Source organism: Nitratireductor pacificus pht-3B (genome assembly GCF_000300335.1).
Classification (GTDB): Bacteria; Pseudomonadota; Alphaproteobacteria; order Rhizobiales; family Rhizobiaceae; genus Nitratireductor; species Nitratireductor pacificus.
Map to the genome: position 1 here is coordinate 65,330 of NZ_AMRM01000017.1, position 23,450 is coordinate 88,779.

A 23,450-nucleotide genomic window follows, 5' to 3' on the forward strand; every position below is an offset into this window, starting at 1 on the left:
GCTGAAACGGATCGAACGACAAAAGAACCGATCTATGAATGACGAAAAGTCCGGAAAAATTGATTGATCGTACATACCAAGATTCTTCAATGGACTTTCAGTAAGGAACCATGGCCAATGATCGAACGATGGACCTGCTGAGCGACATCCTTTCCCACATGCGCCTGTCCGGAACGCTCTATTTCCGGACGGCCTTCACCTCCCCGTGGAGCGTCCGCGTGCCCTCGTTCGAGAACGTCGCGCGTTTCCACTTCGCCCACAAAGGCCGCTGCCTCGTCCGGATCGTTCCCGACGAACCGCCCGTCCTGCTCGAGCAGGGCGACCTGATCATCATCATGCGCGGCGCCGCCCACACGCTTTACTGCGACCCGAAGACCGAGAACGAGGCCGTCCAGCTCGAACGTGTCGTGCGGGAATCGGGCTTCACCGGCAAGGGCGCGCTGGTCTACGGCCCCACCGGCACGGACCATGCCACGCAACTGGTCTGCGGCCACTTCGCCTTCGGCCCGGATGCCGGCACCCTGCTGCTCGACGCGCTTCCCAGCCACATCCACATCGCCAATTACGGCGAAGCCGCGGGCTCATGGATGGCAGAGACGCTGAAGGTTATCGGAGCCGAGGCGGGACGCGGCGGCCTGGGCGGCGATCTGATCGCCCTGAAACTGTCGGAGATCATCTTTGCGCAGGCCCTGCGCACCTATCTTGCGACAGCGGGGGCGGAGCGGCCCGTGCTGGCCGGCATCGCGGATGCACACATCGCGCTGGCCCTGACGGCGATCCATCAGAACCCCGGGTTCGGCTGGACACTGGAGGCGCTCGCGCGGACCGGCGGCATGTCGCGCACCGCGTTCGTTTCCCGCTTCGCGCACTGCATGCGCATGACGCCGATGGCCTATGTCACCTATTGGCGCATGCAGCTTGCCCGCCAGCTTCTGGCGCGCACGAGCGAGCCCATCATCGAGATCGCCGAGCGCGTCGGATACGGGTCCGAAGCCGCCTTCAGCCGGGTCTTCAAGAAGCACCAGGCCACGGCTCCGGCCGCATACCGCCGCGCCGTCAGGCTATCCTCAGGCCTCACCTGAGAGCGGCGCCTTGCGCAGCCTCACCCCTGGTCGCGCCGATAGAGCCAAAGCACCACCGGCGCCAGCACCACGGTCAACACCGCCGGCGCCAGAAGCGCCAGCAGGATCTCGCCGCCCGTCGCGGTACCCGCCATCAACCCGCGTAGCGCCGTCGTCATGTACGACACGGGGTTGTTGTTGACGAAGGCCTGCAGCCAGCCGGGCATGGTCTCAGGCCGCACCATGATGTTGGAGGCGAAGACCAGCGGGAAGATGAAGGTGAAGCCGATCGTCATCACGGTCATCGGCGCGCGGATCAGGAGGCCGAGCACGATGAAGATCCAGCCCGTGCCGAAACCGATCGCAAGAAGCAGCAGGAACGAGGCGATCACGCCCGGCACCCCCGCCTCCGGCCGGAACCCCATGACGAGGCCGATCGACAGGATGATCATACCGGCGATCAGATGGCGCAGGACATCGCCGACCATCAGTCCGGCGAACGGCGCCAGCGACCAGATCGGCAGCGACCGGAACCGTTCGAACAGCCCCTTCGACAGGTCTGTGGACAGGCCCATTCCGGAATAGACCGAGTTGAACACCACCGTCTGCACCAGGATGCCGGGCAGGAAGAACTGCAGGTAATCGCCGGTCGATCCCGCCAGTGCGCCGCCGAACACGAAGGTGAACAGCAGCGTGAACATCAGCGGCGTCATGATCAGGTCGAACAACTGTTCAGGCACATGCTTGAACTTCAGGATCGCCCGCCAGCCGAACACCAGCGCGTTGGAGAAACCGGAAGGTTGCGGCGGACGCGCCACATTGGACAGGGTCGCCGGGGACAGAGCCGCCGGGGACAGGCTCGAACTGGTCTCGCTCATCGGGTCTCCTCCTCCTTCGCTTCGTCTTCCAGCGGCTGTCCCGTCAGGGCAAAAAACACCTCGTCGAGGCTGGGCGAGCCCATGGAGAAATCGGACAGCTCGATGCCCTCGGCGATCAGCGCTGCCAGCGCCTCGTTCGCCTCCTTCGGCGATCCCGCGACGATGGAGAGCTGCGCGCCTTCCGCGCTGCGCTGGACGGTGTTGTTCAGTCGCTTGGCAAGCAGCGCTTCCGCCGCGTCGAGCTGTGTCGTGTCCGCCAGCGCTACATGCAGGAAGCCCGAGCCGATGGTCGACTTCAGTTCGCGGCTCGTCCCCTCTGCGATCTTCTTGCCGTGATCGATGACGGCGATCCGCGCGGCAAGCTGGTCGGCTTCCTCCAGATACTGCGTGGTGAGCAGGATCGTGACGCCCGATTCCGCCAGTCCGCGGATCATCTTCCACACGCCCTGGCGCGCTTTCGGGTCGAGGCCGGTGGTCGGCTCGTCAAGGAACAGGACGCCCGGCGTGACGATCAGCGAGGCGGCGATGTCGAGCCTCCGCCGCATGCCGCCGGAATAGGATTTGACCTGCTTCTTCGCCGCATCCGAAAGCTCGAAGGCGGCAAGCAGTTCATCGGCCCGCGCCTTCGCCCGCCGGCCGGCGAAGCCCCACAGGCGTGCCAGCATGATCAGGTTCTCGCGCCCCGTCAGATCCTCGTCGAGCGACGCGAACTGACCTGTCATGGCGATGGCCCCGCGCACCGCGTGCGGCTCTGCGGCCAGATCGTGGTCCATGATCCGCGCCGATCCGGCATCGGGCTTCTGCAGCGTCGCCAGAATGCGGATCAGCGTCGTCTTGCCCGCCCCGTTCGGGCCGAGAATGGCGAAGATCATGCCGCGCGGCACATCGAGATCGATCCCGTCCACCGCCTTGACGTCGGCGAAATGCTTGACGAGCCCGCGCACGGAAATCGCCAGCGGAACGGCTTCGCCCACGGTCGACAGCGCGCGCGCCGGTGTTGCATCATTCATGGTCCACCTCCAGGAAAGCTGCCCTCGCAAGGACGCCTCGACCTTTCGAAATCCGACAGCCGATGGTTCCGGGCCGCTCTCGAAACGCGGCCGGGGAGCAAGGCTGGCGCGGAGACATACACCACCTTGGGCGGGTTCTTGAAGCTGGCGGCAACCGGTCCGGTTGCTTTCCTGACACTTCCTGCCGCGTCAGTTGCGCAGGCCGGTCTCCCGCAAAATGCCCTTGCGCTTGGCGTCGTAATAATAGCCGCGCGCGTAGAACCGCACCGCCTGATCCTCGTTCCCGTCCGCCGTCAGATAGGCCCCGCGCAGATACTTGACTGCATATTTCAGGTTCGTTTCCGCGTCGAGAAGCCCCGATGCGGGTCCGCGATAGCCCATGGTCTGCGCCGTATCGTGCCGGATCTGCATCAGGCCCCAGTAGATGCGGTTGCGCGCCGAGGGGTCGAAATTGCTCTCGCGCTTGACGACGCGCCGCACCAGGCGCTCGGGAACGGCGTAATGCGCGGCGTAGCGGGCGATCAGCGCGTCGAGCTCGGCGCTGCGCGGTGCCACCGGATCGACACCGGCACCCGCCTCGAGCGCCGTCAGGGCCGCCGACGGCGGCCGTTGCCCGGCGAAGGCGTCGGGCACGACCGGGTTGTTGATCTCCGCATCCTGCTCCGCGACGAGACTGTTGGCGGCCAGCTCCGTCTCCGCCGTCTCGGCGACAGGCGCCGAAACGGAAGCCGCATTTGTCGTGCACCCCGCGCCGAGCGGCAGGGCGATCAGTACGCCGAAAGCGAAAAACCGGGAAAACAAGGCCAAGACCGTTCCATCCAATCGATATGCCTCCGCCCGCGCGGGTTTTATCCTGCCCGGGCAATCCTGGCAATCATTGTCAGCAGATCGGGCGTTCACTCTTTGTACCGGAGCGGATCGGTGCTATCCTCGGACGCTGCTCAATCTCCGGACGACATTCCCATGCCTGCACCCGGCCATCATGTGTTCGAAACCGCGTTCGGCTTCTGCGGCGCCGGCTGGACGAGCGAAGGGCTGGCCCGCTTCACGCTGCCCATGGCGGAGCCGGCGATGGTGACGGGCCAGATCACGAGACACCTGCCGGCATCGCAGGCCGCCGAGCCGGAGGGCGCCATGGCGGATCTGGTCGATGCCGCCCGCCGTTATTTCAGCGGTTCCAGGGAAGACTTCTCCCATGTGCCGGTCGACCTGGCAGGCGTCGATCCCTTCCGCCGGGCGCTCTATGCAGCCATGCGCAAGCTCGCCTTTGGCGAGACCGTCACCTATGGCGGCCTGTGCGCGCGGGCCGGCTTTCCCAACGCCGCCCGCGAGACCGGCATGGCGATGGGGCGCAACCCCCTGCCCCTGATCATTCCCTGCCACCGTGTGCTGGCCGCCGGCGGCAGGATCGGTGGATTTTCTGCACCCGGCGGCGTCGCCACCAAGCAGAAGATGCTGGCGCTGGAGAACGCCCGTTCGCCCGATGCCGAGCCTGCGCAGGCCAGCTTCGCCTTCTAGCGCGCTGGTTGAATCGCGGCTCTTGCGCACCAGTTTTCAGAGCGCATAATAAAGATGATTCGGAGTTCGGTTCTCTTTTCCGTGGACCGACACATTCTTGCCGTCAGCCAGCCATCTTGCCGGCGGCATTCCCGTTCAGCGTCTGGTGTACCGCGTCAGGAAATGAGATCCGGCAGGGATTTTCTCATGCACCACTCCGCCGACAACGGCATCAAGAATCGATTGATCGACCCCACCTCCATGATGACGGAGGTGCTGCGCCTTATGGGAAAGGGCGTCCCGCGGGACCGCGTCGCCGTGGAACTGTCCCGCCTCTTCTATGTCGATGTCGATCTTCTGAACGCGGTGCTCCGGGCGCTTCCGAAGCCGGCTGCGCAGACTTCCGGCGCAAGCGAAAGCCAGCGCCAGTCACAGGGCGACGGGAAGAACCGCGCCGCCGCGTGAGTGAAGCCGGCATTGCGGCAAACGCGCGCATTTGACTTAATTCCCGGTTCTGCGGAACACCTGATCGACACACCCTCAAGGTAGAATACGCACATCGAATGCAACCATCTGCATTCGCATGTGACAAAACGACCTTCAGGGGGAGCGCGTCGTGCTTTTGAACACCATCGTCAATCTGCCGATCATCGGCGGCATTCTCAATCCCGTCATCCCGCCGCGCGGCCAAGAACCACCGCAGGAACCGCCGCAGGAATCGACACCGGCACCGCCGGTGGGCAACGATCCCGGCAATGCTGCGGGCGATCCCGGTCATGGTCAGGTGGAAGATCCCGCGCCGCACGACCCCGGTCAGGTCGGCGGCGAACCCGGCAGGATTCCGTCCTGGGCCGCCGGCGGCGCCATCGTTCCGGAGACGGTGGACATGGGTGTCGAGGCGCTCGACGACGATTGGGCCCGCCGGGCCGCTTTGGCCATGCAGGAGAACGAGCGTGTCTCGCGCATGATCGACGAGATGGCCGCGCCGAAGGCATCCGAGGCTCTGGCCCTCCTGCGCCACGACGACAGCCCGCGCAGCGATCTCCGGTCCGTCATCGCCGCCTATCGGGAGAACGAAGCATCCGACGAAGGGCGGAACGCCGCCGCGTGACAGGCGATATGACGCCCCGGTGACTTTGCGGGGCCGGCGCGGCTCACTCGCCGCGTCCGCCACGCTCGCGCAGCGGCACGATCACCTCGCCTGGATCGCGGAAGAAGCGCGCGATGTCGATCGGCTCCGGGTCGATCGCGATCCCGGCCCGCACCGGCCTGCCGAGCAGAAAGCCCTGCACCAGATCGGCGCCCACCGTGCGCGCCACGTTCAGGTGCTCGGCGGTCTCTATGCCCTTGATCAGCACCTGCACGCGCTCGCGCTGCAAACCGCCGATCAGCTTGGCGAGCAGCCGCGTCGCCGCGTCGATCCCGGCGATCCTGCGAAACCAGCCGCCGTCGACCTTGACCACGTCCGGCCCGATCCGCTGGATCCGGTCGAGCACCGAATGCCCCGGACCGAAATCGTCGATCGCCAGCATCAGTCCGGCATCGCGCAGCGCCTCCAACAGCCGCTGCGGGACATCCTCGTCACGAACGTCGCGCGCGATGAAGCCGCAGAACACATGGTCCGGCATCAGGTCGGCATCGACGATCAGTCCGGCCATGAAGCGCATCTGCGCAATGGCGTCCTCCCGGTCCCCGCGCGCACCGACGTCGCAGTTCAGGTGAAGCTGGAGATCGTCCATGCCCACATGATGAAAATTGCCGATATGCAGCGCCCGGCACAGCGATTTCGCAGGCCCCTGCCGCTCCACGGCGAGGCCCGCCAGAAAGGCGTCGGGCGCCATGGCCTCCTGGTCGAGCCAGGGCTGGACGAAACCCTCGACGCCGACCGGGATCAGCATGTTCCCCGACAGGCGGAAGATCGGCTGATACATGGTCCTAAGCCGGTATGGTCCCAGCAGGCCGGTCTCCAGCCCGATTTCGTCGACGATGATGGAGCCCTCGGGCAGGCCGGGTACCTTGAATGCCGCCATGGTTCAGGCTCCGCGCCGGCCGAAAACCCGGCCAGCCCGTGGCGCTTTCGTCTGCGGCGGCGCCATCTCCGGCTCGACGCGCTCCGCCACCAGTGCCGGACGTGCCAGGATCTCGCGACGCACCGCCTCGCGCGCCGCCCTGAACTCGTTGAACGCCGTGGGCGCCAGTTGCGGGCGTGCCAGCGCGAAGCCCTGCACCATCGAGACACCGCATTGCTCCGCGAGCTCCACCTGGCGGCCGTCCTCGATCCCCTCGAAGACGGTCCGGATGTTCCGCTTCGAGAAGGCCTGGACCATGTCGGTCAGGAGAGCGATGCCGGGAGCGGAGCCGAGCAGGCGTCCTGTCCACTCGCCGTCGAACTTGACGATGTCGGGAGCCAGCGCCTCGATGCGCTGCATGTCGGAACTCTCGGCGCCATAATCGTCGACCGCGACCCTGTGGCCGTAGTCCTTCAGCGCCCTGACGAAGTCGAGCAGCGTCTCGTCCGAGCGGGTCTCCTGCTCGGTGATCTCGCAGACCACGCGCCCCGGCTCAATGCCGGCTTCCTTGAGGACGATCTGCGTGTCGCGCAGCGCGCTCTTGCCGGCGGCCGCCCCGGTGAAGTGCGAGGGGTCGAAATTGACGAACAGCGCGGCCTCCGGATCCAGTCCGGAGTTCGCGTCGGCGCCCGCATTGAGCAGATGCAGCGTCCGCGCCAGCGTCTCCACATGGAACCGGTCCACCTCCGGCACGCTGGAAAAGAAGATGCCGGGAGACACCGGCTGGCCATCGCGAAAGGGCCGCACCAGCCCTTCATAGGCCGTGGCGAGCAGTCTTCCATCGCGGAAGGAGAAGATCGGCTGAAAGGCGCTTTTCAGCGTGTAGGCGCCCCAGACGCCGACCGCCGTGCCGTCCGGCTGGCGAATGATATGGGCCAGGCCGATGCTGCGCGACATGCTGCGCTTCCCTAATCGTCATGAATCAATCCGCCCAACACTCGCACCGAACGCCTTTATTGGCCGTTAACGGTCTGGTTCAATCGCCGAATGCGCGTTGCGCCTTGCGATTCTCGGCGCGATCGGACATGTAGGGCGACGCTGGACACAGCGTAAATCTCACCGGAACCGGAGCTTTCATTATGGCTTTCCTCGCCGATGCCCTCTCACGCGTAAAACCCTCTGCGACCATTGCGGTCTCCCAGAAGGCGCGCGAACTGAAAACGCAGGGCCGCGACGTCATCGGACTTGGCGCGGGCGAGCCTGATTTCGACACGCCGGACAACGTCAAGAACGCGGCCGTCGAGGCGATCCGGCGCGGCGAGACGAAGTACACGCCGGTTTCCGGCATCCAGCCGCTGCGCGAGGCGATCGCCGCCAAGTTCAAGCGCGAGAACGATCTCGACTACGACTGGAAGCAGACCATCGTCGCGACCGGCGGCAAGCAGGTGCTGTTCAACGCCTTCATGGCGACGCTGAACGCCGGCGACGAAGTCGTCATTCCCCGCCCCTACTGGGTGAGCTACCCCGAAATGGTCTCCCTGTGCGGCGGCACGCCCGTCTTCGCCGAGACCAGCATCGACAATGGTTTCAAGCTCACCGCCGCTGCGCTGGAAAAGGCGATCACGCCGAAGACCAAATGGCTGATCATGAACTCGCCCTCGAACCCCTCGGGCGCCGCCTACACCCGCGACGAGCTGCAGGCGCTGGCCGACGTGCTGCTCGCCCACCCGCATGTCTGGGTCCTGACCGACGACATGTACGAGCACCTCACCTATGGCGACTTCAAATTCTACACCATCGCCCAGGTCGAGCCGAAGCTGATCGGCCGCACGCTGACGATGAACGGCGTCTCGAAAGCCTACGCGATGACCGGCTGGCGCATCGGCTACGCCGCGGGTCCGCTCGAGCTCCTCAAGGCCATGGACATGATCCAGGGCCAGCAGACCTCGGGGGCCTGCAGCATCGCCCAGTGGGCGGCGGTCGAGGCGCTGAACGGTCCGCAGGATTTCGTGGCGAAGAACAAGGCGATCTTCCAGGGCCGCCGCGACCTCGTCGTGTCGATGTTGAACCAGGCCCGCGGCATCAACTGCCCGGTTCCCGAAGGCGCGTTCTACGTCTATCCGTCCTGCGCCGGCCTGATCGGCAAGACCGCCCCCTCGGGCAAGGTCATCGGCAATGACGAGGACTTCGTCTCCGAGCTGCTGGAGGCCGAGGGCGTCGCGGTCGTGCATGGTTCGGCCTTCGGTCTCGGGCCGAATTTCCGCATCTCCTACGCCACGTCGGAAACGCTCCTCGAACAGGCCTGTGAGCGCATTCAGCGCTTCACCGCCTCGCTCAAATAGCGCCTTCCGGCGCGAAGAATCTATTGCGCCGCAAAAAACGCTTTGCGGCGCAATAGTCTTAACGCCCCGTTAACGTCTGATCCTGCTTTCTCCCTATCGGAAAATACGAGGAGCAAGTGGGGGCATGAGCATTCTCGCCACCGTCCATAAGCATGGCGGGCCGGTCTACGTTGGCGTTCAGACGCTTCTGATATCGGGCACCGCGACCGCCGCGCTGGCCATGCTGCTGCCGCCGCAGGAGAACACCCTCACCGGCTGGCTTCTCGTCATCTGCCTTGTCCTGACCTCGGCCGGCGTCGCCCTTCTCGACTATCTGCGGCGCAACGTCATTCACCGGTTGCGCCATGCGGCACGCGTCGAGGCGGAGCGGCACAAGCTGACCGAGACGGACCTCCTGACGGGCGCCCTGACGCGCGGGCGGTTCCTCGACGAACTCACCACCAGCATCGGCTCCCTGACCCGGCCCCGGCGGGTGATGCTGCTCCTGGTCGATGTCGATCATTTCAAGCAGCTGAACGACGGGTTTGGCCACCAGTTCGGCGACGAGGCGCTGGCCCATCTCGTCGCCTGCGCCCGCCACTGCTTTCCCGACTGCACCATCGGGCGCCTCGGCGGCGACGAATTCGCCATCCTGATGTATGGCAACGATCTGGCGCGCTGCCGGACCCGCGCCGGAAAACTGCTCGACATGCTGCAGCGCGGCCGTTCCCGCGAGGGGCACCAGGTGCCGCTCAGCGCATCGATCGGCATCGCAATCGCCCCGCAGCATGCAAGCAGCGCCAAGGAGCTGCCGCTCCTGGCCGATCTCGCCCTCTATGAGAGCAAGGGTGCCGGGCGCGGGCGCGTCACCGTGTTCGACCCGGAGATGCTGTCGGAGAAGCGCCAGCGCCGCTTCATGGAGCGGGAACTACGCGCCGCGATCTACCTCAACGAGCTGGAACTGCACTACCAGCCCGTCATCAACGCCGACCGCACGCGCTTCGCCGTCGAGGGGCTGGTCCGCTGGCGGCATCCCGCGCGCGGCATGATCTCGCCCGGCGAGTTCGTTCCCGTGGCCGAGCGTTCGAGCCTGATCGATCTTCTGGGCGAATGGGTGTTCCGTCGCGCCTGCCTGGACATCGGCCAGTTCGCCGACTGCCGCGTCAGCATCAACATCTCCGGCGAGCAGCTGAAACGCGATGGGGTGGTCCAGATGCTCGCCCGCGTGCTCGAGGAAACCGGCTGCCAGGCCGAGCGCTTCATTCTGGAGATCACCGAGACCGTCGCCACCGCCGCGACGCCCGAGGTGATCGGCCGCATCGAGAAGCTGCGCGCCATGGGCTTCCACGTCGCCCTCGACGATTTCGGCACCGGCCATTGCGGCTTCAACTACATCAAGACGCTGCCCATCGACTCCATCAAGATCGACCGCAGCTACATCCGCAATCTGGGCGACGACCGCATCGCCCAGGTGTTCGTCTCTGCCCTGACGCAGATCGCCCGCATCCAGGGCCTGACCATCGTCGCGGAAGGCATCGAGACGGAGATGGAATTCGAGCTCGCCCGCGCCGCCGGCTGCAACCGCTTCCAGGGCTATCTGCTCGGCCGGCCGGAGGCTTTGCGGCACAACGAGGCGCGCCACGACGAGGCGCCGCGCCGCGAACCCGGCAAACCCCAGCTCGCCCTCATCGCCTGAGCCGCCTCTTGCCGAAAAGCGAAAGCCGTGTGACGATGTTTTTCGGGGAAAGACGGCGCATCGGCATCTCGTGCCGCGCACGGATCTCTATCGGGGCCGCATGAAGCCCCGGGCCATCCGCACCGCGCCGTGACCGCGCGACGGCCGCAAGGCCGGCCGCCGCTCATGGAAACGCGTGAGAGGAGGCCGGTAAACCATGGGAAAACGTGCAGGAGACAGAGCCAGCGGGCCGAAGTGCATTGCCATTGTCGGTCCGTTCGCCAGCGGCAAGACGACGCTGCTTGAAGCCATACTGGAGCGCACCGGCGCCATAGCGAAACAGGCGCGAACCGGCTCCGGCGGCACGGTGGGCGACCATTCGCCCGAGGCGAAGGCGCACCAGATGAGCACCGAGGCGACCATCGCCACGACCCGCTTCATGGACGAAAGCCTCACCTTCGTCGATTGCCCCGGCTCCGTCGAGTTCGCGTCCGAGGCCGATCCTGTCCTGGCCGCGGTCGATCTCGCCATCGTAGTGACGGAGCCCGACGACAAGAAGACCGCCGCACTGCAACTCATCCTGCACAAGCTCGATGCGCTCGGCATCCCGCGCATGCTGTTCCTGAATAAGATCGAGAATGCGGCAACCGGCGTGCGCGAAACGCTGAAGATGCTGCAGCCGGCAAGCGCCGCACCCCTCCTCCTGCGGCAGATTCCGTTGCGGCAGAATGGCATCGTCACGGGTTCGATCGACCTGGCGCTGGAGCGCGCCTATATCTACCGCGAGCACGCGCCAAGCGAGATCGCCCCCATCCCGGGCGACGAGCAGGCGCGCGAGGTCGAAGCCCGCTTCTCCATGCTGGAGACGCTCGCCGATCACGACGACGCGCTGATGGAGCAGTTGCTCGAGGAGATCGAGCCGCCCCGCGACGCCGTGTTCGACGACCTTGCCGCCGACCTGCGGGACGGCACGGTTACGCCGGTCCTGATCGGCTCGGCGGAAAAGGGAAACGGCATCCTGCGCCTGCTGAAGGCCATTCGCCACGATGCGCCGGACGTGGCCGCGACACGGACGCGGCTTGGCCTTGCGGAAACCGGCGAAATGGTTGCGCAGGTGCTGAAGACGATCCACACGCCGCATGGCGGAAAACTGTCCGTCGCCCGCATCCTCTCCGGCTCGGTGACGGACGCGATGGAACTGCGCTGCGCCACGGCCTCCTGCAAGGTCTCGGGCATCTACGACCTGCTCGGCCGCGAGCAGGCCAAGCGCCCGAACGCCGCCGCCGGCGACACCGTGGCGCTCGGCAAGCTTGACGGGATACGCACGGGCGAAACGCTTTCCTCCGGCAAGACCGCGCCCTCCCCGCTCGTTTCCGCCGAAGCGCCGCAGCCGGTCTATGCGCTGGCGCTCAGCCCGCGCGAACGCAAGGACGAGGCAAAACTCTCCTTAGCCCTGCAGAAGCTGGTCGAGGAGGATCCCTCGCTCGCCATGGAACAGCGTCAGGAGACCGGCGAGACCGTTCTGTCGGGCCATGGAGAGATGCATCTGCGCGTCACCCGCGAGCGGCTGGAGGGCAAATACCAGATACCCGTCGATGCCGCCGCCCCCTCGATCCCCTACCGCGAAACCATCCGTAAGGGCACAACGCAGCGGGGCCGCCACAAGAAGCAGTCGGGCGGCCACGGCCAGTTCGGCGACGTGGTGCTCGACATCCGCCCCCTGCCGCGCGGCAGCGGCTTCGAATTCACCGACACGATCACCGGCGGCGTGGTGCCGAAACAGTACATCCCCTCGGTCGAGACCGGTGTCCGCGACTATCTGAAGAACGGACCGCTCGGCTTCCCCGTGGTCGATCTGGCGGTCAACCTGTCGGACGGTTCCTACCACTCGGTGGATTCCTCGGACATGGCGTTCCAGCTCGCCGGCCGGCTCGCCATGAAGGAAGGTCTCCCCGCCTGCAGCTCGGTTCTGCTGGAACCCGTCCTGAAGGTCGAGATCTACACGCCGTCCGATGCCACGGCCCGCGTCACCGCCATCGTCTCGCAGCGGCGCGGCCAGATCCTCGGCTTCGATGCCCGGCCCGGATGGAACGGCTGGGACGTCGTGCAGGCCATGATGCCGGAGGCCGAGACGGCAAACCTGATCATCGAGCTGCGCTCGGCGACGGCCGGCGTCGCCAGCTATCGCGCCGGCTTCGACCACATGGCCGAGCTCACCGGCAGGCTGGCGGACGACGCGATGAACGGGCACGGCAAGGCCGCCTGACACGGCGGCCCGGCGCGGCACAGAATCGTGAAACGGCGTGATTTGCGCCGTTTGGCGGAGGCGCTATCAGTAGGCTGGCCGACCATGCCTGGCCGAAAGGGAGAGCCGATGCCCGCAATTCACCGCCGCCCGCGCTGGGCTCTTGCCGAGAGCCAGTCAACCCCCGAGGCCGCCTTCGAGGGGCGCAGGGCGCTCCTGAAAGGGCTCGGCGTGGTCGCAGGCGCGGCCGTTCTCCCGCCATCCGGGCGGGCTCAGGACGGCGGCGACGCGGCCGCCCGCACCGCCGGTCTCTACCCAGCCTCCCGCAACGCGGCCTACACGATCGACCGGCCGCTGACGCCGGAGGAGGTCAGCAGCGCCTACAACAATTTCTACGAATTCGGCTCGCACAAGCAGATCGCGCGCGCCGCCCAGGCGCTTGCCACCCATCCCTGGGATATCGCGATCGACGGGCTTGTCGAAAAGCCGCTGACGATCGGCTTCGAGGACCTTGTGAGGAAGATGCCGCTGGAGGAGCGGCTTTACCGCCACCGCTGCGTCGAAGCCTGGTCGATGACCGTGCCGTGGACCGGCTTTCCCCTTTCGGCGCTGCTGGCATTCGCGAAGCCGACATCCGCCGCCCGCTATGTCCGCTTCGAAACCTTCAACGACCCGGGGGTTGCGGGCGGCCAGAAGCAGGTCTGGTATCCATGGCCCTATGTCGAGGGCGTGACCATGGAGGAAGCCGCCAACGATCTGGCCTTCCTCGTGACCGGCGCCTATAGCAAGCCGCTGGCGAAACAGTTCGGCGCGCCGCTGCGCCTCGCCCTCCCGTGGAAATACGGCTTCAAGTCGATCAAGTCGATCCGCCGGATCACCTTCACGGACGAGCAGCCGGTGAGCTTCTGGGAGGAGATCGCCGCCGGCGAGTACGGTTTCTGGGCCAATGTGAACCCCGAGGTCCCGCATCCCCGCTGGAGCCAGGCAGAGGAGCGCGTGCTCCACACGGGCGAAACCGTGCCGACGCAGCTCTTCAACGGCTACGGCCCCGAAGTGGCCGCTCTCTATGCGGGAAGGGAGGACGAGGCGCTCTACAGGTGACCGTCGCCGGGCAGCGGAACGCCGGCGAAAAAAAAGCCGGATCACGAAGACCCGGCTTAAGTCATTGGAAGTGCCATAAAGGCGAAACCTCCAGAGGGGAACACTCGCGGGGGCAAATGGGAGGAGAACGCCCCCGGGAGTGCCTTTGATATGGGCAATGGCAGCCTAAATAACAACCACGTGTTTTTGCAACTCACCCATGCAAAAATGCATGCCGATGCATATGTCTGCGGGACCGGCCTTCCTCAGAACGCCCAGCTGCGCGATTTCGAGATCAGAAAGTCCCGGAATGCATGGAGTTTGGCCTGATTCTTCATCACGGTCGGATAGCAGAAATAGGTGTCGAACGAGGGCACGGCGGTCTCCGGCATGAGCTGCACAAGATCGTTGCTCTTGCCCACCATGTAGTCAGGAAGCATCGCGATGCCCGCTCCGCGCTGCACGGCGAGCTTGATCGACAGGATGTTGTTGATCTGCAGCGTGGCGATTCGCTTCGACCCTTCCGGTCGCCCCGCCGTCTCCAGCCAGTTCATGTCGCTCAGATGCGCCGGCACCGCCTCGCCGAAGGTGACGATCCGGTGATTGTCGAGATCGCTGATCGATGTCGGCTTGCCGTAGCGATTGACATAGGAGGGAGAGGCGAACAGGTGGAAATGCACGGTGAACAGCTTGCGCTGGATCAGGTCCGGCTGCTGCGGCTGGCGCATGCGGATGGCGCAGTCGGCCTGCCGCATCGTCAGGTCCAGCTCCTCATTGTCGAGGATCAGCTGCAACTGGATGTCGGGAAACAGCTCGACGAACTCCGGCAGGCGCTCCGTCAGCCATCCCGTGCCGAGCCCCACAGTCGTCGAGACCTTCAGGAGGCCCGAGGGCCGGTCCTTCGCCTCCGTCAGCCGCACGCGCACGCTTTCGAGCTGCATCAGCACCTCGTGCGCCGTCCGGTAGAGCATTTCGCCCTGCTCGGTCAGCACCAGCCCGCGCGCATGCCGGTGGAACAGCGGCACGCCCACTTCCAGCTCCAGCGCGCTGACCTGCCGCGAAATGGCCGACTGCGACAGATGCAGCGTCTCGGCGGCATGCGTGAACGAGCCGGCCTCTGCGGCGGCGTGAAAAACCCTGAGCTTGTCCCAGTCCAACGCCTCGTTCTCCTCTGTCAGGCGTGTGTCCCGTATAGGAGGCGTTTGTCGCCTCTATGATGGTTCGTTCCCTTTTTTACTCCGCCGCTTCCCGTTGCGTTTCGAGGGCGGCCAGATATTTCTCCGCTTCGAGCGCCGCCATGCAGCCCAATCCGGCGGCCGTCACCGCCTGGCGGTAGATGTCGTCCGCGACGTCGCCTGCGGCGAACACGCCGGCCACATCCGTCTGCGTCGTGCCGGGTTCCGTCCACAGATACCCGTTCGGCTTCTGCTTCAACTTGCCCTTGAACAGTTCCACCGCCGGCGCATGGCCGATCGCCACGAAGACGCCATCGACGGCGAGATCGCTGGTTTCGTCGGTCTTGACGTTCTTCAGGCGCACCCCGGTGACGGAGGGCGGCATCGGCGGCTTGGCGGGCGTTCCGGTGATCTCGTCGATCACCGTGTCCCAGAGCACCTTGACGTTCTCCTTCGCCAGCAGGCGCTCCTGCAGGATGCGCTCGGAGCGCAGCGTGTCGCGGCGGTGGACCAGCGTCACCGACTTCGCCAGGTTGGAGAGATACAGCGCTTCCTCGACGGCGGTGTTGCCGCCGCCGATGACGGCTACATCCTTGCCCCGGTAGAAGAACCCGTCGCAGGTGGCGCAGGCCGAGACGCCAAAACCCATGAAAGTCTGTTCCGACGGCAGCCCCAGCCATTTGGCCTTGGCGCCGGTGGCGACGATCAGCGCGTCGCAGGTGTATTCCGTGCCGGAATCGCCCTTCAGGCGGAACGGACGCGATGAGATGTCGGCCTCGACGATCAGGTCGTTGGCGATCTCCGCACCCACATGCTCCGCCTGCGCGCGCATCTGCTCCATCAGCCAGGGACCCTGGATCGGCTCGGCGAAGCCCGGATAGTTCTCCACGTCCGTCGTGATCATCAACTGGCCGCCCTGCTCCAGCCCGGCGACGAGCAACGGCTTCAGCATGGCGCGCGCGGCATAGATCGCCGCCGTGTAGCCGGCCGGCCCCGATCCGACGATGAGAACGGGCGCGTGACGACGTGTCATGAGACTGGGTCCTTTCTTCCTGGCCTGTCGGCCGGTGGCGCGCATCCGCGCAGCCGCCGGCAATTCCGCATTCATCCCCGCGCGCCGGCGGAAACGTCCGGCACACAGCGCCGGTTTCCGGGAGGGCCGCGCCTGCGCGCCGCCATCCGGACGAACCGGAGGGCATGATCTAAGTATTCACCACCCGTTTGCGCAAGGCGAGGAATGGGTTTCCAACAGCTACCGATTGCCGCTGTCGGCGATTTGCCCGGCACGCGGCATGCTAATCACGGTGGATAGACCCTCTGCCGCCCGCCGGCCTTGCTTGGCTTGTGCTCCCGCTTGGCCTAGTTTCTGGTTGCGCCGGCGACAGATTCTCGCGCGCCAGCAACAAGAACAGGCCAGCAACAGAATAGGGACGACAATGCCGCTCAAGGCCGATCTTGACGCAATCGACTGGAAGATTCTTCGCGAGCTTCAGGCCGATGGCAAGATGACCAATGTCGAGTTGTCGCGCCGCGTGGGCATATCCGCCCCGCCCTGCCTGCGCCGCGTCAAGCGGCTCGAGGACAACGGCATCATCAAGGGCTACCGCGCCCTCCTGAACTCTCCGGCGCTGGGCTACGACGTGGTCGCCTTCTGCCTGATCGGCCTGCACTATCAGTCCGACGCCGAACTGAAGACCTTCGCCGAGCGCACCCGCGGCTGGCCGATCGTCCGGCGCGCCTGGATGGTGTCGGGCGATTCCGACTTCCTCCTCCACTGCGTCGCCACCGACCTCACCACCTTCCAGACCTTCGTCATCGAGAACCTGACCTCGTCCCCCAATGTCGACACGGTGCGCACGGCGCTGACCATCCGGCAAGTGAAGGACGAGGGTCTGGTCGCTGTCGACTGAGCGATTTTTTCCCACGGCCAGGCGAGGTCATCCTGACGCCACCCTGCCCTCAAGCCTGCCCGCCGTCCTTGCGGGCCGCTTCGAGACCTGTATCCGCGAGCGCCTGCAGGTAGGAGATCACGCAACCGGCGAACCCTTCCGGCGTGCCGTGATCGTAGCGCTCCGCCACCAGATCGCGCAGGGCGTCGATCTTCTCGGGATGCTCGAACAGATCCTTCAATGTGGCGGCCCACGCATCGAAATCGCCGGCCGGCAGGACCGGCATCAGCTTTTGTGCCGCTTCCTTCAGCGCAGGCACGTCCGCGTGCACGACCGGCAGACCGTTCGCCATGCATTCGGAAACGCCCAGCCCCCAGCCTTCGGCGCTGGACGGAAACAGGCCCAGATGCGCGTTCCGGTAAGCCCAGCGCAACTGCCTGTCGCTGATCCCCGAAAGGATATGCACGCGACCGGCGAGTTCCGGTGCCTTCTCAAGCTCTGCCTCGACAAGCGGGGTGGCGTTGCCTCGCCGGCCGATCAGAACCAGATCCGGGAGTTTCTCGACCGGGATATTGCGCGCAAGCCAAGCCCAGGCGGCGACCAGAAGATGCTGGTTTTTTCGGATATCGAAGGTTGAACAGAACACGGCAAAGCGGCGCCCCGACAAGCCTGGGATCGGATCGTTGTCGCCTTCCGTCGACACCAGGGCCGAGCCGAGCGGACAGACCTTCACCCGGTAAGGATATGCCGCTCCGACCACGTCCCGGTTCCAGGAGAGCAAATCATCCCGCGTCGCCTCGGACACCGCGATGATCGGTTCCGGCTCGTCAAGAATCCGGCGAAAGAACGAATCCATGCGCCGCGTAAAACGTGACGACGTCAACTGCGGCATCAGCACCGGAATCAAATCATGCACGATATTGACCCCTGCCAGCCCCGATGCGCTCAGGGCGGTCGAGATCGACCCATGATTGTTGACTTCGTGCGAAACGAGAAGGACGCCACCATCATCGAACGTGGTACTCGCCACACCGATGCCGAGCGCCGCGAGGAGCCTGCGGGCACCAAGCACGAAGAAACGGCCGAGAAGGTATGACCACTGGATCAGGCGGATCACCGTCTTCGCGAAGACGTATGCCGGACCTGATCGCCCCCTGAAGCCGGTAACCGCATGGGCGAGACGTCGCGAGGTCTCATTGTCCTGATAGTTGAACTGGACCGGCAGGAAGGCGAACGCCGAACGAAGGCGTGCCCAATAGCCGCCCGTCTCGGTTGCCCATTTTCCCTTTATGATGAAGTCAAGGAATGCGCGATCCATCCGCGACAGGCGCCGATACTTCCCGATAACCCCGTCAAACGCGACAAAGCCGACCGTTCCGATCTCCATCCCGTGCTTGCAGATAACGGTCTCGACACGCTGGATACCGGTCGGGGGCTGCGCGCCCCAGCGCACGATGCCGGTGACATCCAGCCAGACTGTCGGTGATTTCGTTCTGGAAACCTGAGTGCCCGTCATAGATGCCAAACCACTATCTTCTCATGACAAGATCGAAATAGCCCTTGTTCCCGATGAGCTCGTCAACGAACGCGTCATCAAAGTCCTCCTCCATCGACTGGTAATTCAATCGAGACAGCGAGAAACCTTTTTCACGCATTTCCTTGATGAAGGTGTGGGGATCCTGTCCCTGATCGACATATCTGATCGGAGAAAACTCCATCAGGATGACCATGGAGCCCGCTTCATCCAGAACACCCTGCATGCCTTTCCAGACGTTGAACTCATACCCCTCGACATCGATCTTGATGACAGTTGGTCTAAGTTCCCGCCCCGTTTCGGAAGCGATCTCGTGCAGTGCTTCTGTCAGCGTCACAACGCTCACATCCGTCGCATCCGGATGCGGTTCACCAAAGCCAGGGGTAAGCGACGCCGACCCGCGAAAGTTCCCGACTTGCCCGAGATGAGCCGTCCCGGCCGTTTCACCGACCGCCTTGGCCACGACCCGCGACGTGTCGGCGTGGCCGTTCACGGCAAGGCTGTTCGACAACAGCTCGGCAAGCTTTGCCTGCGGTTCGAAGGCGACAACGAAACCGCGGGCTTTCACAAGACGGCTTGCGAGCAGGGAGAAGAAGCCGCAATTGGCTCCGATATCGAGGAAAACATCGCCCACGCGCAATTCCCGTATCAGAAACTCCGTGACCCAGGGTTCCCAGTGGCCACCCTTGATAATGTGCGGTGACAGCGAGATGTCTTCGGAATCGACATAGATCTTCGATCCGAAGAACGTCTCCGTCAGGACCGTGTTGTTGCCCATATACACACTCATGCGCCGCCTTGAGCGTTTCCGTCTGAGTCTTAGATAGTTGTGCAGAGCATTCAGGCTCATCAGGCTGCGCCAGTTTCTCACCCCGTTCCCCTTCCCTGTATCCGACCTTTTCCATGCTTCGGCGCAAGACGGCACTGGCCGTACGCGCGTGGTGCAGAGAAGGTTCAATCCTTCAGTGAATGCACGATTCGTTCGACCTGATGCCGATAATCGGACTTCATACCCAGATATCGCTGCCGTGCCTTTTGGCCCGAAAGCCGAAGCTGGCGCAAGTCCCGGGACAACTGGTCTTCCACAGCCACCTCCAGCGCATCCCAGTCAACGAAATAATTCGTCCCCAGATGCCGCGGCTCGCTCCGCGCGTGGGGCACCAGAACGCCTGTTTCGGCCGTCACATGCTCGCTCATCGGCGGCGCGTCGGTGGTGACGGTCACGGCGCCGCACGACATGGCCTCCAGGATGTAGTGGCCAAACCCCTCCGAGCGCGACGGACAAAGATGGATGCCGCAGGTGTTCTGCAGGTGCCTCAAGGTGGCGTCGTCCGTGTAGCCGGCCAGCAGGCGGACATTCGCCGGCACGGATTTCGGTGCGTTGTCGGCCTTCTGCACCAGCACGAGTTCCGGCCATTCCGGGTGCTTTTCCCACAGCGCGAGGATGTCCTCCGTGCCCTTCAGCGTGCTGCCGCCCGCCAGGTGGAAGAACCGTCGCCAATCCTTCTCCACCTCCGGCAGATACCGGTCGGGCGAGGTGAAGCCGCAATAGACCGTCTCGACCCCGAGACCGGAAAAGATCGCCTCCGCGTGGCGCGTTTTGGCAAGCACCAGGTCCACGCGCTTCAACCGCCCAAGATGCCGCCGCGGGAAACGTTCCTGGTTCGGCATCAGGATGGTGCGTCGCGCGCCGCCCAGCCAGGCCGGAAAGACGCGCTCCATGTGGATCGCCAGGTCCGCCTTGCGGCCGCCGAAGAAGCGGTCGATCAGGCTGCGCCTCGGCGTCGCCGTCGAAACGGTCAGGCCGCCTGCCTCCAGCGCCGCCTTCAGGATGGCGGTGTCCTGGGTCAGGCCATAGGCATTGTCGCGGGCGATGATGATCGCGTGGCTCATGGCGCCGCCCACAAGGTGTCGTAGACGGCCCGGACACCCTCTGCCTCGCTGGCGAGCGCGAACCGCGCCCGCACGTGATCGAGGCCCGCCTGCCCGTGCGCGCCGGCCAGTTGCGGGTCCGCCAGATAGGCCCTGATCGAAGCCTCCAGCGCCGCGCCGTCGCCTGCCGGGACCACCGCGCCGGTCTCCCCCGGCAGGATCATCTCCTCATAGGCCCCCGCAGTGCTCGCCACCACCGCTGTGGCCGAGGCCATCGCCTCGAGCGGGGTCAGGCCGAACCCTTCGTTGCGCGAGGGCGCGACATAGAGGCTGACGCGGCGATACCACGGCGTCGCGTCGGGAACCTCGCCCATGAAGACGATCCGGTTGGAGAGGCCGGCCTCGTCGACCCGCCGGCGCAGCGCGTCGGCGAACGCCCGGTTCTCCGCTGTCACCCGTCCCAGAACCACCGCCGTCCAGTCGGGAAACTGCGGCAGGAGGGCGATCATCGCCTCCACGAAAAGGTCCGTTCCCTTCTGGTGCCGGATGCGGCCGAAGCAGCCGATCCCGTAGCGGCCGGGCAGCCCCGTGGCGCTCCATGCGTCCTCGGCATCGGCGGGCGGATGAAACCGCGCCGTGTCGACGCCATGCATGACGACCCTGTGCGGCACGTCGAGAAATGAGCCGGAGCGCCGGCTGGTGGCGATCACCGCATCCATGCGGCGGATCAGCCATTTCGTGTAGCGCGAGTGGCGGCGCTGCGCGGCGGAGGTGAAGACGAGCTTCACCGGCGCGCGCAGCACATGCCTGAGGACGATGCCGCCCAGCATCTCCATGTTGCGCCGCGCATGCCAGATGCGGAAGGGACGCCGCGCGGGGCGGGCAAGCAGCCCGGGCGTCTGCCACCATGCGAGTTGCGGAACGTCCTTCGGCAATCCCGGCCCCAATGCGGCGATGCGCAGCGTCTTCGCCTGCTCTGGCACCAGTTGCACGATGGTGCTGGTGACGCCGGACAGCCGTTTCTTGAAATTGGGAGCGACAATTTCCACGTCGCTGACGCGGCGCGGCCCCTTGGCTTCTCCTGGACGCGCGGCGTCGGACATGACGGGCCGGCCGTCAGCCGTAGCGGATTTCGACGACCTCGTAGCCCCGCGCGCCGCCCGGCGCGTTGACCTCGATGGAATCGCCGACCGCCTTGCCGATCAGGGCCCGCGCGATGGGCGAGGAGATGGAAATGCGGCCCGCCTTCACATCGGCTTCCTGGTCGCCGACGATCTGGTAGGTCTTCTCTTCCTCGGTGTCCTCGTCGACCAGCATCACCGTCGCGCCGAACTTGATCGTATCGCCGGAAAGCTTGCTGACATCGATCACTTCCGCGCGCGCGATCAGGTCCTCGAGTTCGCCGATCCGGCCTTCGTTGAGGCTCTGCGCTTCCTTGGCGGCGTGGTACTCGGCATTCTCGGAAAGGTCGCCATGGGCACGCGCTTCGGCAATGGCCTCGATGATGCGCGGCCGCTCTTCCTGCTGGCGCCAGCGCAATTCTTCCTTCAACGCCACGGATCCGGCTGACGTCATCGGGACCTTGTTCATTTCAGTTCACCTTCCAGACCTGGAGACAGGGCATGCAACCGTCAGCGCGGGAAGCGCTTCCGGCATCGTCTGACCGCCACCGCGCATAAAAAGAAACGGTCCGAAAGCTTCTGCCTACGGAACCGTTTCGTATGACTCCGGCAAATATAACAAGCCTGCGGCGATTTTCATCTAAATTCTTCATCGTCAGGCAGCCGCCGTTGCCGTCCGTCCGGCTCCCTCGCGCTGCGCAACCCCGAGGGCCTTGTCCTGCCCATGCTTGCGCCTATCTTCGACAGGGACCGAGCAACGGGAGCAATGCCCTGCTGGATGCGCAGGCGATGCTCCTTCCCCTCATTCTCCGCATTCGTGCGGACGCCGCGTGATCCACCCGGCGGCAGAACGCTAAAGGTGCAATCGATGAGAAAGACGATCCTCGCCACGGCGGCTCTCCTCGCCGGCACCGCCTGCGCGGCGGCGGCCCAGACCTTCAAGACCGAGGCCTTCACCGTCGAGGCCGAAACGCTGGCGCGCGGACTGGAGCATCCCTGGGGCCTGGCCTTTCTGCCGGACGGCAGCGCGCTTGTTACCGAACGGGCGGGCCGGCTGAGGCTGTTTGCCGGCGGCGTGCTGTCCGATCCCATCGCCGGCGTGCCGGAGGTGGCGGCGGCAGGTCAGGGCGGGCTGCTCGATGTGGCGCTGGCTGACGACTTCGCCACCAGCGGCACGATCTTCCTTTCCTATTCGGAACCCGGCGAGGCGGGAGCCGGAACGGCGATCGCCCGCGCGCGGCTGGTGCGCGATGCGGGCGGCAACCGGCTCGAGGACACCGCCACCATCTTCACGATGAACCGCAAGACGAACAGCGGCCAGCACTTCGGTTCGCGCATCGTCGTGCATCCCGACGGAACGCTCTTCTTCACCATCGGCGACCGCGGCGCGGGCGACAGGGCGCAGGATCCGTCCGATCACGCGGGCTCCGTCCTGCGCATCAATCCCGACGGCAGCGTGCCGCAAGACAATCCGTTCGCCGGGCGGAGCGATGCGGCACCGGAACTATGGTCGATCGGCCATCGCAACCCGCAGGGCGCGGTGTTCGATCCGGTCACCCGCTCGCTCTGGACCGTCGAGCATGGCGCGCGCGGCGGCGACGAGGTCAACCAGCCGCAGGCGGGCCGCAATTATGGCTGGCCCGTCATTTCCTATGGCCGCCACTACAGCGGCCTGAAGATCGGCGTCGGCAGCGAAGCGGACGGCTACGAGCAGCCGGCGCACTACTGGGATCCCTCGATCGCCCCGTCAGGCGTCGCCGTCTATGAGGGCGACATGTTCCCCGAATGGCAGGGCGACTTCCTCGTCGCCGCCCTGAAATATCACCTGCTGGCGCGCCTTGATCGAAACGCGGACGGCGGCATCGTCGGCGAGGAACGCCTGTTCGAAGGCGCGTTCGGACGCCTGCGCGATGTCGCCGTCGCGCCAGACGGGTCGATCTGGCTTCTGACGGACGAGCGCAACGGCTCGATCATCCGAATTGCACGAGCCACGGATTGACGCAGATGCAGGTGAAGATGCAGCACCGCTTGCCCGGCTGGCGGGGCCAGCGGTCGCGCGGACCGGCATGAAGAAGGTTCATCC

21 protein-coding genes and 1 pseudogene are annotated in these 23,450 nt (G+C 65.3%); 10 read left to right on the forward strand and 12 right to left on the reverse strand.

Features of this window, described 5'->3' with window-relative positions:
- Nucleotides 1–110: 110 nt before the first annotated feature.
- Nucleotides 111–1,082, forward strand: coding sequence for an AraC family transcriptional regulator (locus NA2_RS15175; protein WP_202803249.1), 972 nt, complete (start codon nt 111–113; stop codon nt 1,080–1,082).
- 20 nt (nt 1,083–1,102) lie between these two features.
- Here the strand turns inward: NA2_RS15175 and NA2_RS15180 are convergent, their stop codons facing one another.
- The 3 genes and pseudogenes from NA2_RS15180 to NA2_RS22505 form a co-directional block, all read right to left on the reverse strand.
- Nucleotides 1,103–1,939, reverse strand: a complete 837-nt coding sequence (locus tag NA2_RS15180; protein ID WP_008597885.1) for an ABC transporter permease — start codon at nt 1,937–1,939, stop codon at nt 1,103–1,105.
- On the reverse strand, nt 1,936–2,949 hold the full coding sequence (locus tag NA2_RS15185; protein ID WP_008597886.1) for a daunorubicin resistance protein DrrA family ABC transporter ATP-binding protein: 1,014 nt from the start codon (nt 2,947–2,949) through the stop codon (nt 1,936–1,938). The genes NA2_RS15180 and NA2_RS15185 overlap by 4 nt, the downstream gene beginning before the upstream one ends.
- A gap of 189 nt (nt 2,950–3,138) precedes the next feature.
- Nucleotides 3,139–3,498, reverse strand: a pseudogene (locus NA2_RS22505) (transglycosylase SLT domain-containing protein); the annotation flags it as partial.
- Between the two features lie 414 nt (nt 3,499–3,912).
- On the opposite strand from NA2_RS22505, the gene NA2_RS15195 reads away from it, so the two are divergent.
- The 3 genes from NA2_RS15195 to NA2_RS15205 all read left to right on the forward strand — a co-directional run bounded on the left by NA2_RS15195 (nt 3,913) and on the right by NA2_RS15205 (nt 5,557).
- On the forward strand, nt 3,913–4,467 hold the full coding sequence (locus NA2_RS15195; protein ID WP_008597889.1) for a methylated-DNA--[protein]-cysteine S-methyltransferase: 555 nt from the start codon (nt 3,913–3,915) through the stop codon (nt 4,465–4,467).
- A gap of 186 nt (nt 4,468–4,653) precedes the next feature.
- On the forward strand, nt 4,654–4,911 hold the full coding sequence (locus NA2_RS15200) for a hypothetical protein (protein ID WP_008597890.1): 258 nt from the start codon (nt 4,654–4,656) through the stop codon (nt 4,909–4,911).
- Nucleotides 4,912–5,062: 151 nt separating this feature from the next.
- On the forward strand, nt 5,063–5,557 hold the full coding sequence (locus NA2_RS15205) for a hypothetical protein (protein WP_040678114.1): 495 nt from the start codon (nt 5,063–5,065) through the stop codon (nt 5,555–5,557).
- 43 nt (nt 5,558–5,600) lie between these two features.
- Here the strand turns inward: NA2_RS15205 and NA2_RS15210 are convergent, their stop codons facing one another.
- Complete coding sequence (locus NA2_RS15210; protein ID WP_008597892.1) at nt 5,601–6,476, reverse strand: EAL domain-containing protein; 876 nt, start codon at nt 6,474–6,476, stop codon at nt 5,601–5,603.
- Nucleotides 6,477–6,479: 3 nt separating this feature from the next.
- Nucleotides 6,480–7,412: an EAL domain-containing protein gene (locus NA2_RS15215; protein ID WP_008597893.1), complete on the reverse strand. Its 933-nt coding sequence runs from the start codon at nt 7,410–7,412 to the stop codon at nt 6,480–6,482.
- Between the two features lie 182 nt (nt 7,413–7,594).
- On the opposite strand from NA2_RS15215, the gene NA2_RS15220 reads away from it, so the two are divergent.
- The 4 genes from NA2_RS15220 (at nt 7,595) to msrP (ending at nt 13,797) form a co-directional block, all read left to right on the forward strand.
- Entirely contained in the window at nt 7,595–8,797 is a 1,203-nt protein-coding gene (locus NA2_RS15220) for a pyridoxal phosphate-dependent aminotransferase (protein ID WP_008597894.1), read from the forward strand.
- Nucleotides 8,798–8,921: 124 nt separating this feature from the next.
- The gene (locus NA2_RS15225; protein ID WP_008597895.1) at nt 8,922–10,472 is read left to right on the forward strand and encodes a putative bifunctional diguanylate cyclase/phosphodiesterase; all 1,551 of its coding nucleotides are present in this window, start codon (nt 8,922–8,924) and stop codon (nt 10,470–10,472) included.
- Between the two features lie 196 nt (nt 10,473–10,668).
- Complete coding sequence (locus NA2_RS15230; RefSeq protein ID WP_008597896.1) at nt 10,669–12,717, forward strand: elongation factor G; 2,049 nt, start codon at nt 10,669–10,671, stop codon at nt 12,715–12,717.
- 108 nt (nt 12,718–12,825) lie between these two features.
- The gene (gene msrP / locus NA2_RS15235) at nt 12,826–13,797 is read left to right on the forward strand and encodes a protein-methionine-sulfoxide reductase catalytic subunit MsrP (protein ID WP_008597897.1); all 972 of its coding nucleotides are present in this window, start codon (nt 12,826–12,828) and stop codon (nt 13,795–13,797) included.
- A gap of 245 nt (nt 13,798–14,042) precedes the next feature.
- On the opposite strand, the gene NA2_RS15240 is transcribed toward msrP, so the two are convergent.
- Nucleotides 14,043–14,933 (reverse strand): LysR family transcriptional regulator, encoded by an 891-nt coding sequence (locus NA2_RS15240; protein WP_008597898.1) that lies wholly within the window; start codon nt 14,931–14,933, stop codon nt 14,043–14,045.
- A gap of 76 nt (nt 14,934–15,009) precedes the next feature.
- Complete coding sequence (trxB, locus tag NA2_RS15245) at nt 15,010–15,984, reverse strand: thioredoxin-disulfide reductase (protein ID WP_008597899.1); 975 nt, start codon at nt 15,982–15,984, stop codon at nt 15,010–15,012.
- A 403-nt stretch (nt 15,985–16,387) separates the two neighbouring features.
- Between trxB and NA2_RS15255 the strand changes: the two genes are divergently transcribed.
- Entirely contained in the window at nt 16,388–16,861 is a 474-nt protein-coding gene (locus NA2_RS15255; protein WP_008597900.1) for an Lrp/AsnC family transcriptional regulator, read from the forward strand.
- 49 nt (nt 16,862–16,910) lie between these two features.
- On the opposite strand, the gene NA2_RS15260 is transcribed toward NA2_RS15255, so the two are convergent.
- The 5 genes from NA2_RS15260 to greA all read right to left on the reverse strand — a co-directional run bounded on the left by NA2_RS15260 (nt 16,911) and on the right by greA (nt 21,836).
- Nucleotides 16,911–18,356, reverse strand: coding sequence for a glycosyltransferase (locus NA2_RS15260; protein WP_008597901.1), 1,446 nt, complete (start codon nt 18,354–18,356; stop codon nt 16,911–16,913).
- A gap of 13 nt (nt 18,357–18,369) precedes the next feature.
- Nucleotides 18,370–19,152, reverse strand: coding sequence for an FkbM family methyltransferase (locus NA2_RS21295; RefSeq protein ID WP_008597903.1), 783 nt, complete (start codon nt 19,150–19,152; stop codon nt 18,370–18,372).
- A 176-nt stretch (nt 19,153–19,328) separates the two neighbouring features.
- A complete protein-coding gene (locus NA2_RS15270) occupies nt 19,329–20,267 on the reverse strand; it encodes a glycosyltransferase (protein WP_040678127.1) in 939 nt (312 codons plus the stop codon).
- Entirely contained in the window at nt 20,264–21,349 is a 1,086-nt protein-coding gene (locus NA2_RS15275; RefSeq protein WP_008597906.1) for a glycosyltransferase family 4 protein, read from the reverse strand. The genes NA2_RS15270 and NA2_RS15275 overlap by 4 nt, the downstream gene beginning before the upstream one ends.
- Nucleotides 21,350–21,362: 13 nt before the next feature.
- Nucleotides 21,363–21,836: a transcription elongation factor GreA gene (gene greA, locus NA2_RS15280; RefSeq protein WP_008597907.1), complete on the reverse strand. Its 474-nt coding sequence runs from the start codon at nt 21,834–21,836 to the stop codon at nt 21,363–21,365.
- 399 nt (nt 21,837–22,235) lie between these two features.
- Here greA and NA2_RS15285 point away from each other — a divergent pair, with 399 nt between their 5' ends.
- Nucleotides 22,236–23,366 (forward strand): PQQ-dependent sugar dehydrogenase, encoded by a 1,131-nt coding sequence (locus tag NA2_RS15285; RefSeq protein ID WP_008597909.1) that lies wholly within the window; start codon nt 22,236–22,238, stop codon nt 23,364–23,366.
- The last annotated feature ends 84 nt before the right edge of the window (nt 23,367–23,450 follow it).

Coding starts and splice junctions, on each gene's coding strand:
- NA2_RS15175 (WP_202803249.1), top strand. CDS start 111: ATGGCCAATGATCGAACGATGGACCTGCTGAGCGACATCCTTTCCCAC.
- NA2_RS15180 (WP_008597885.1), bottom strand. CDS start 1,939: ATGAGCGAGACCAGTTCGAGCCTGTCCCCGGCGGCTCTGTCCCCGGCG.
- NA2_RS15185 (WP_008597886.1), bottom strand. CDS start 2,949: ATGAATGATGCAACACCGGCGCGCGCGCTGTCGACCGTGGGCGAAGCC.
- NA2_RS15195 (WP_008597889.1), top strand. CDS start 3,913: ATGCCTGCACCCGGCCATCATGTGTTCGAAACCGCGTTCGGCTTCTGC.
- NA2_RS15200 (WP_008597890.1), top strand. CDS start 4,654: ATGCACCACTCCGCCGACAACGGCATCAAGAATCGATTGATCGACCCC.
- NA2_RS15210 (WP_008597892.1), bottom strand. CDS start 6,476: ATGGCGGCATTCAAGGTACCCGGCCTGCCCGAGGGCTCCATCATCGTC.
- NA2_RS15215 (WP_008597893.1), bottom strand. CDS start 7,412: ATGTCGCGCAGCATCGGCCTGGCCCATATCATTCGCCAGCCGGACGGC.
- NA2_RS15220 (WP_008597894.1), top strand. CDS start 7,595: ATGGCTTTCCTCGCCGATGCCCTCTCACGCGTAAAACCCTCTGCGACC.
- NA2_RS15225 (WP_008597895.1), top strand. CDS start 8,922: ATGAGCATTCTCGCCACCGTCCATAAGCATGGCGGGCCGGTCTACGTT.
- NA2_RS15230 (WP_008597896.1), top strand. CDS start 10,669: ATGGGAAAACGTGCAGGAGACAGAGCCAGCGGGCCGAAGTGCATTGCC.
- msrP (WP_008597897.1), top strand. CDS start 12,826: ATGCCCGCAATTCACCGCCGCCCGCGCTGGGCTCTTGCCGAGAGCCAG.
- trxB (WP_008597899.1), bottom strand. CDS start 15,984: ATGACACGTCGTCACGCGCCCGTTCTCATCGTCGGATCGGGGCCGGCC.
- NA2_RS15255 (WP_008597900.1), top strand. CDS start 16,388: ATGCCGCTCAAGGCCGATCTTGACGCAATCGACTGGAAGATTCTTCGC.
- NA2_RS15260 (WP_008597901.1), bottom strand. CDS start 18,356: ATGACGGGCACTCAGGTTTCCAGAACGAAATCACCGACAGTCTGGCTG.
- NA2_RS21295 (WP_008597903.1), bottom strand. CDS start 19,152: ATGGGCAACAACACGGTCCTGACGGAGACGTTCTTCGGATCGAAGATC.
- NA2_RS15270 (WP_040678127.1), bottom strand. CDS start 20,267: ATGAGCCACGCGATCATCATCGCCCGCGACAATGCCTATGGCCTGACC.
- NA2_RS15275 (WP_008597906.1), bottom strand. CDS start 21,349: ATGTCCGACGCCGCGCGTCCAGGAGAAGCCAAGGGGCCGCGCCGCGTC.
- greA (WP_008597907.1), bottom strand. CDS start 21,836: ATGAACAAGGTCCCGATGACGTCAGCCGGATCCGTGGCGTTGAAGGAA.
- NA2_RS15285 (WP_008597909.1), top strand. CDS start 22,236: ATGAGAAAGACGATCCTCGCCACGGCGGCTCTCCTCGCCGGCACCGCC.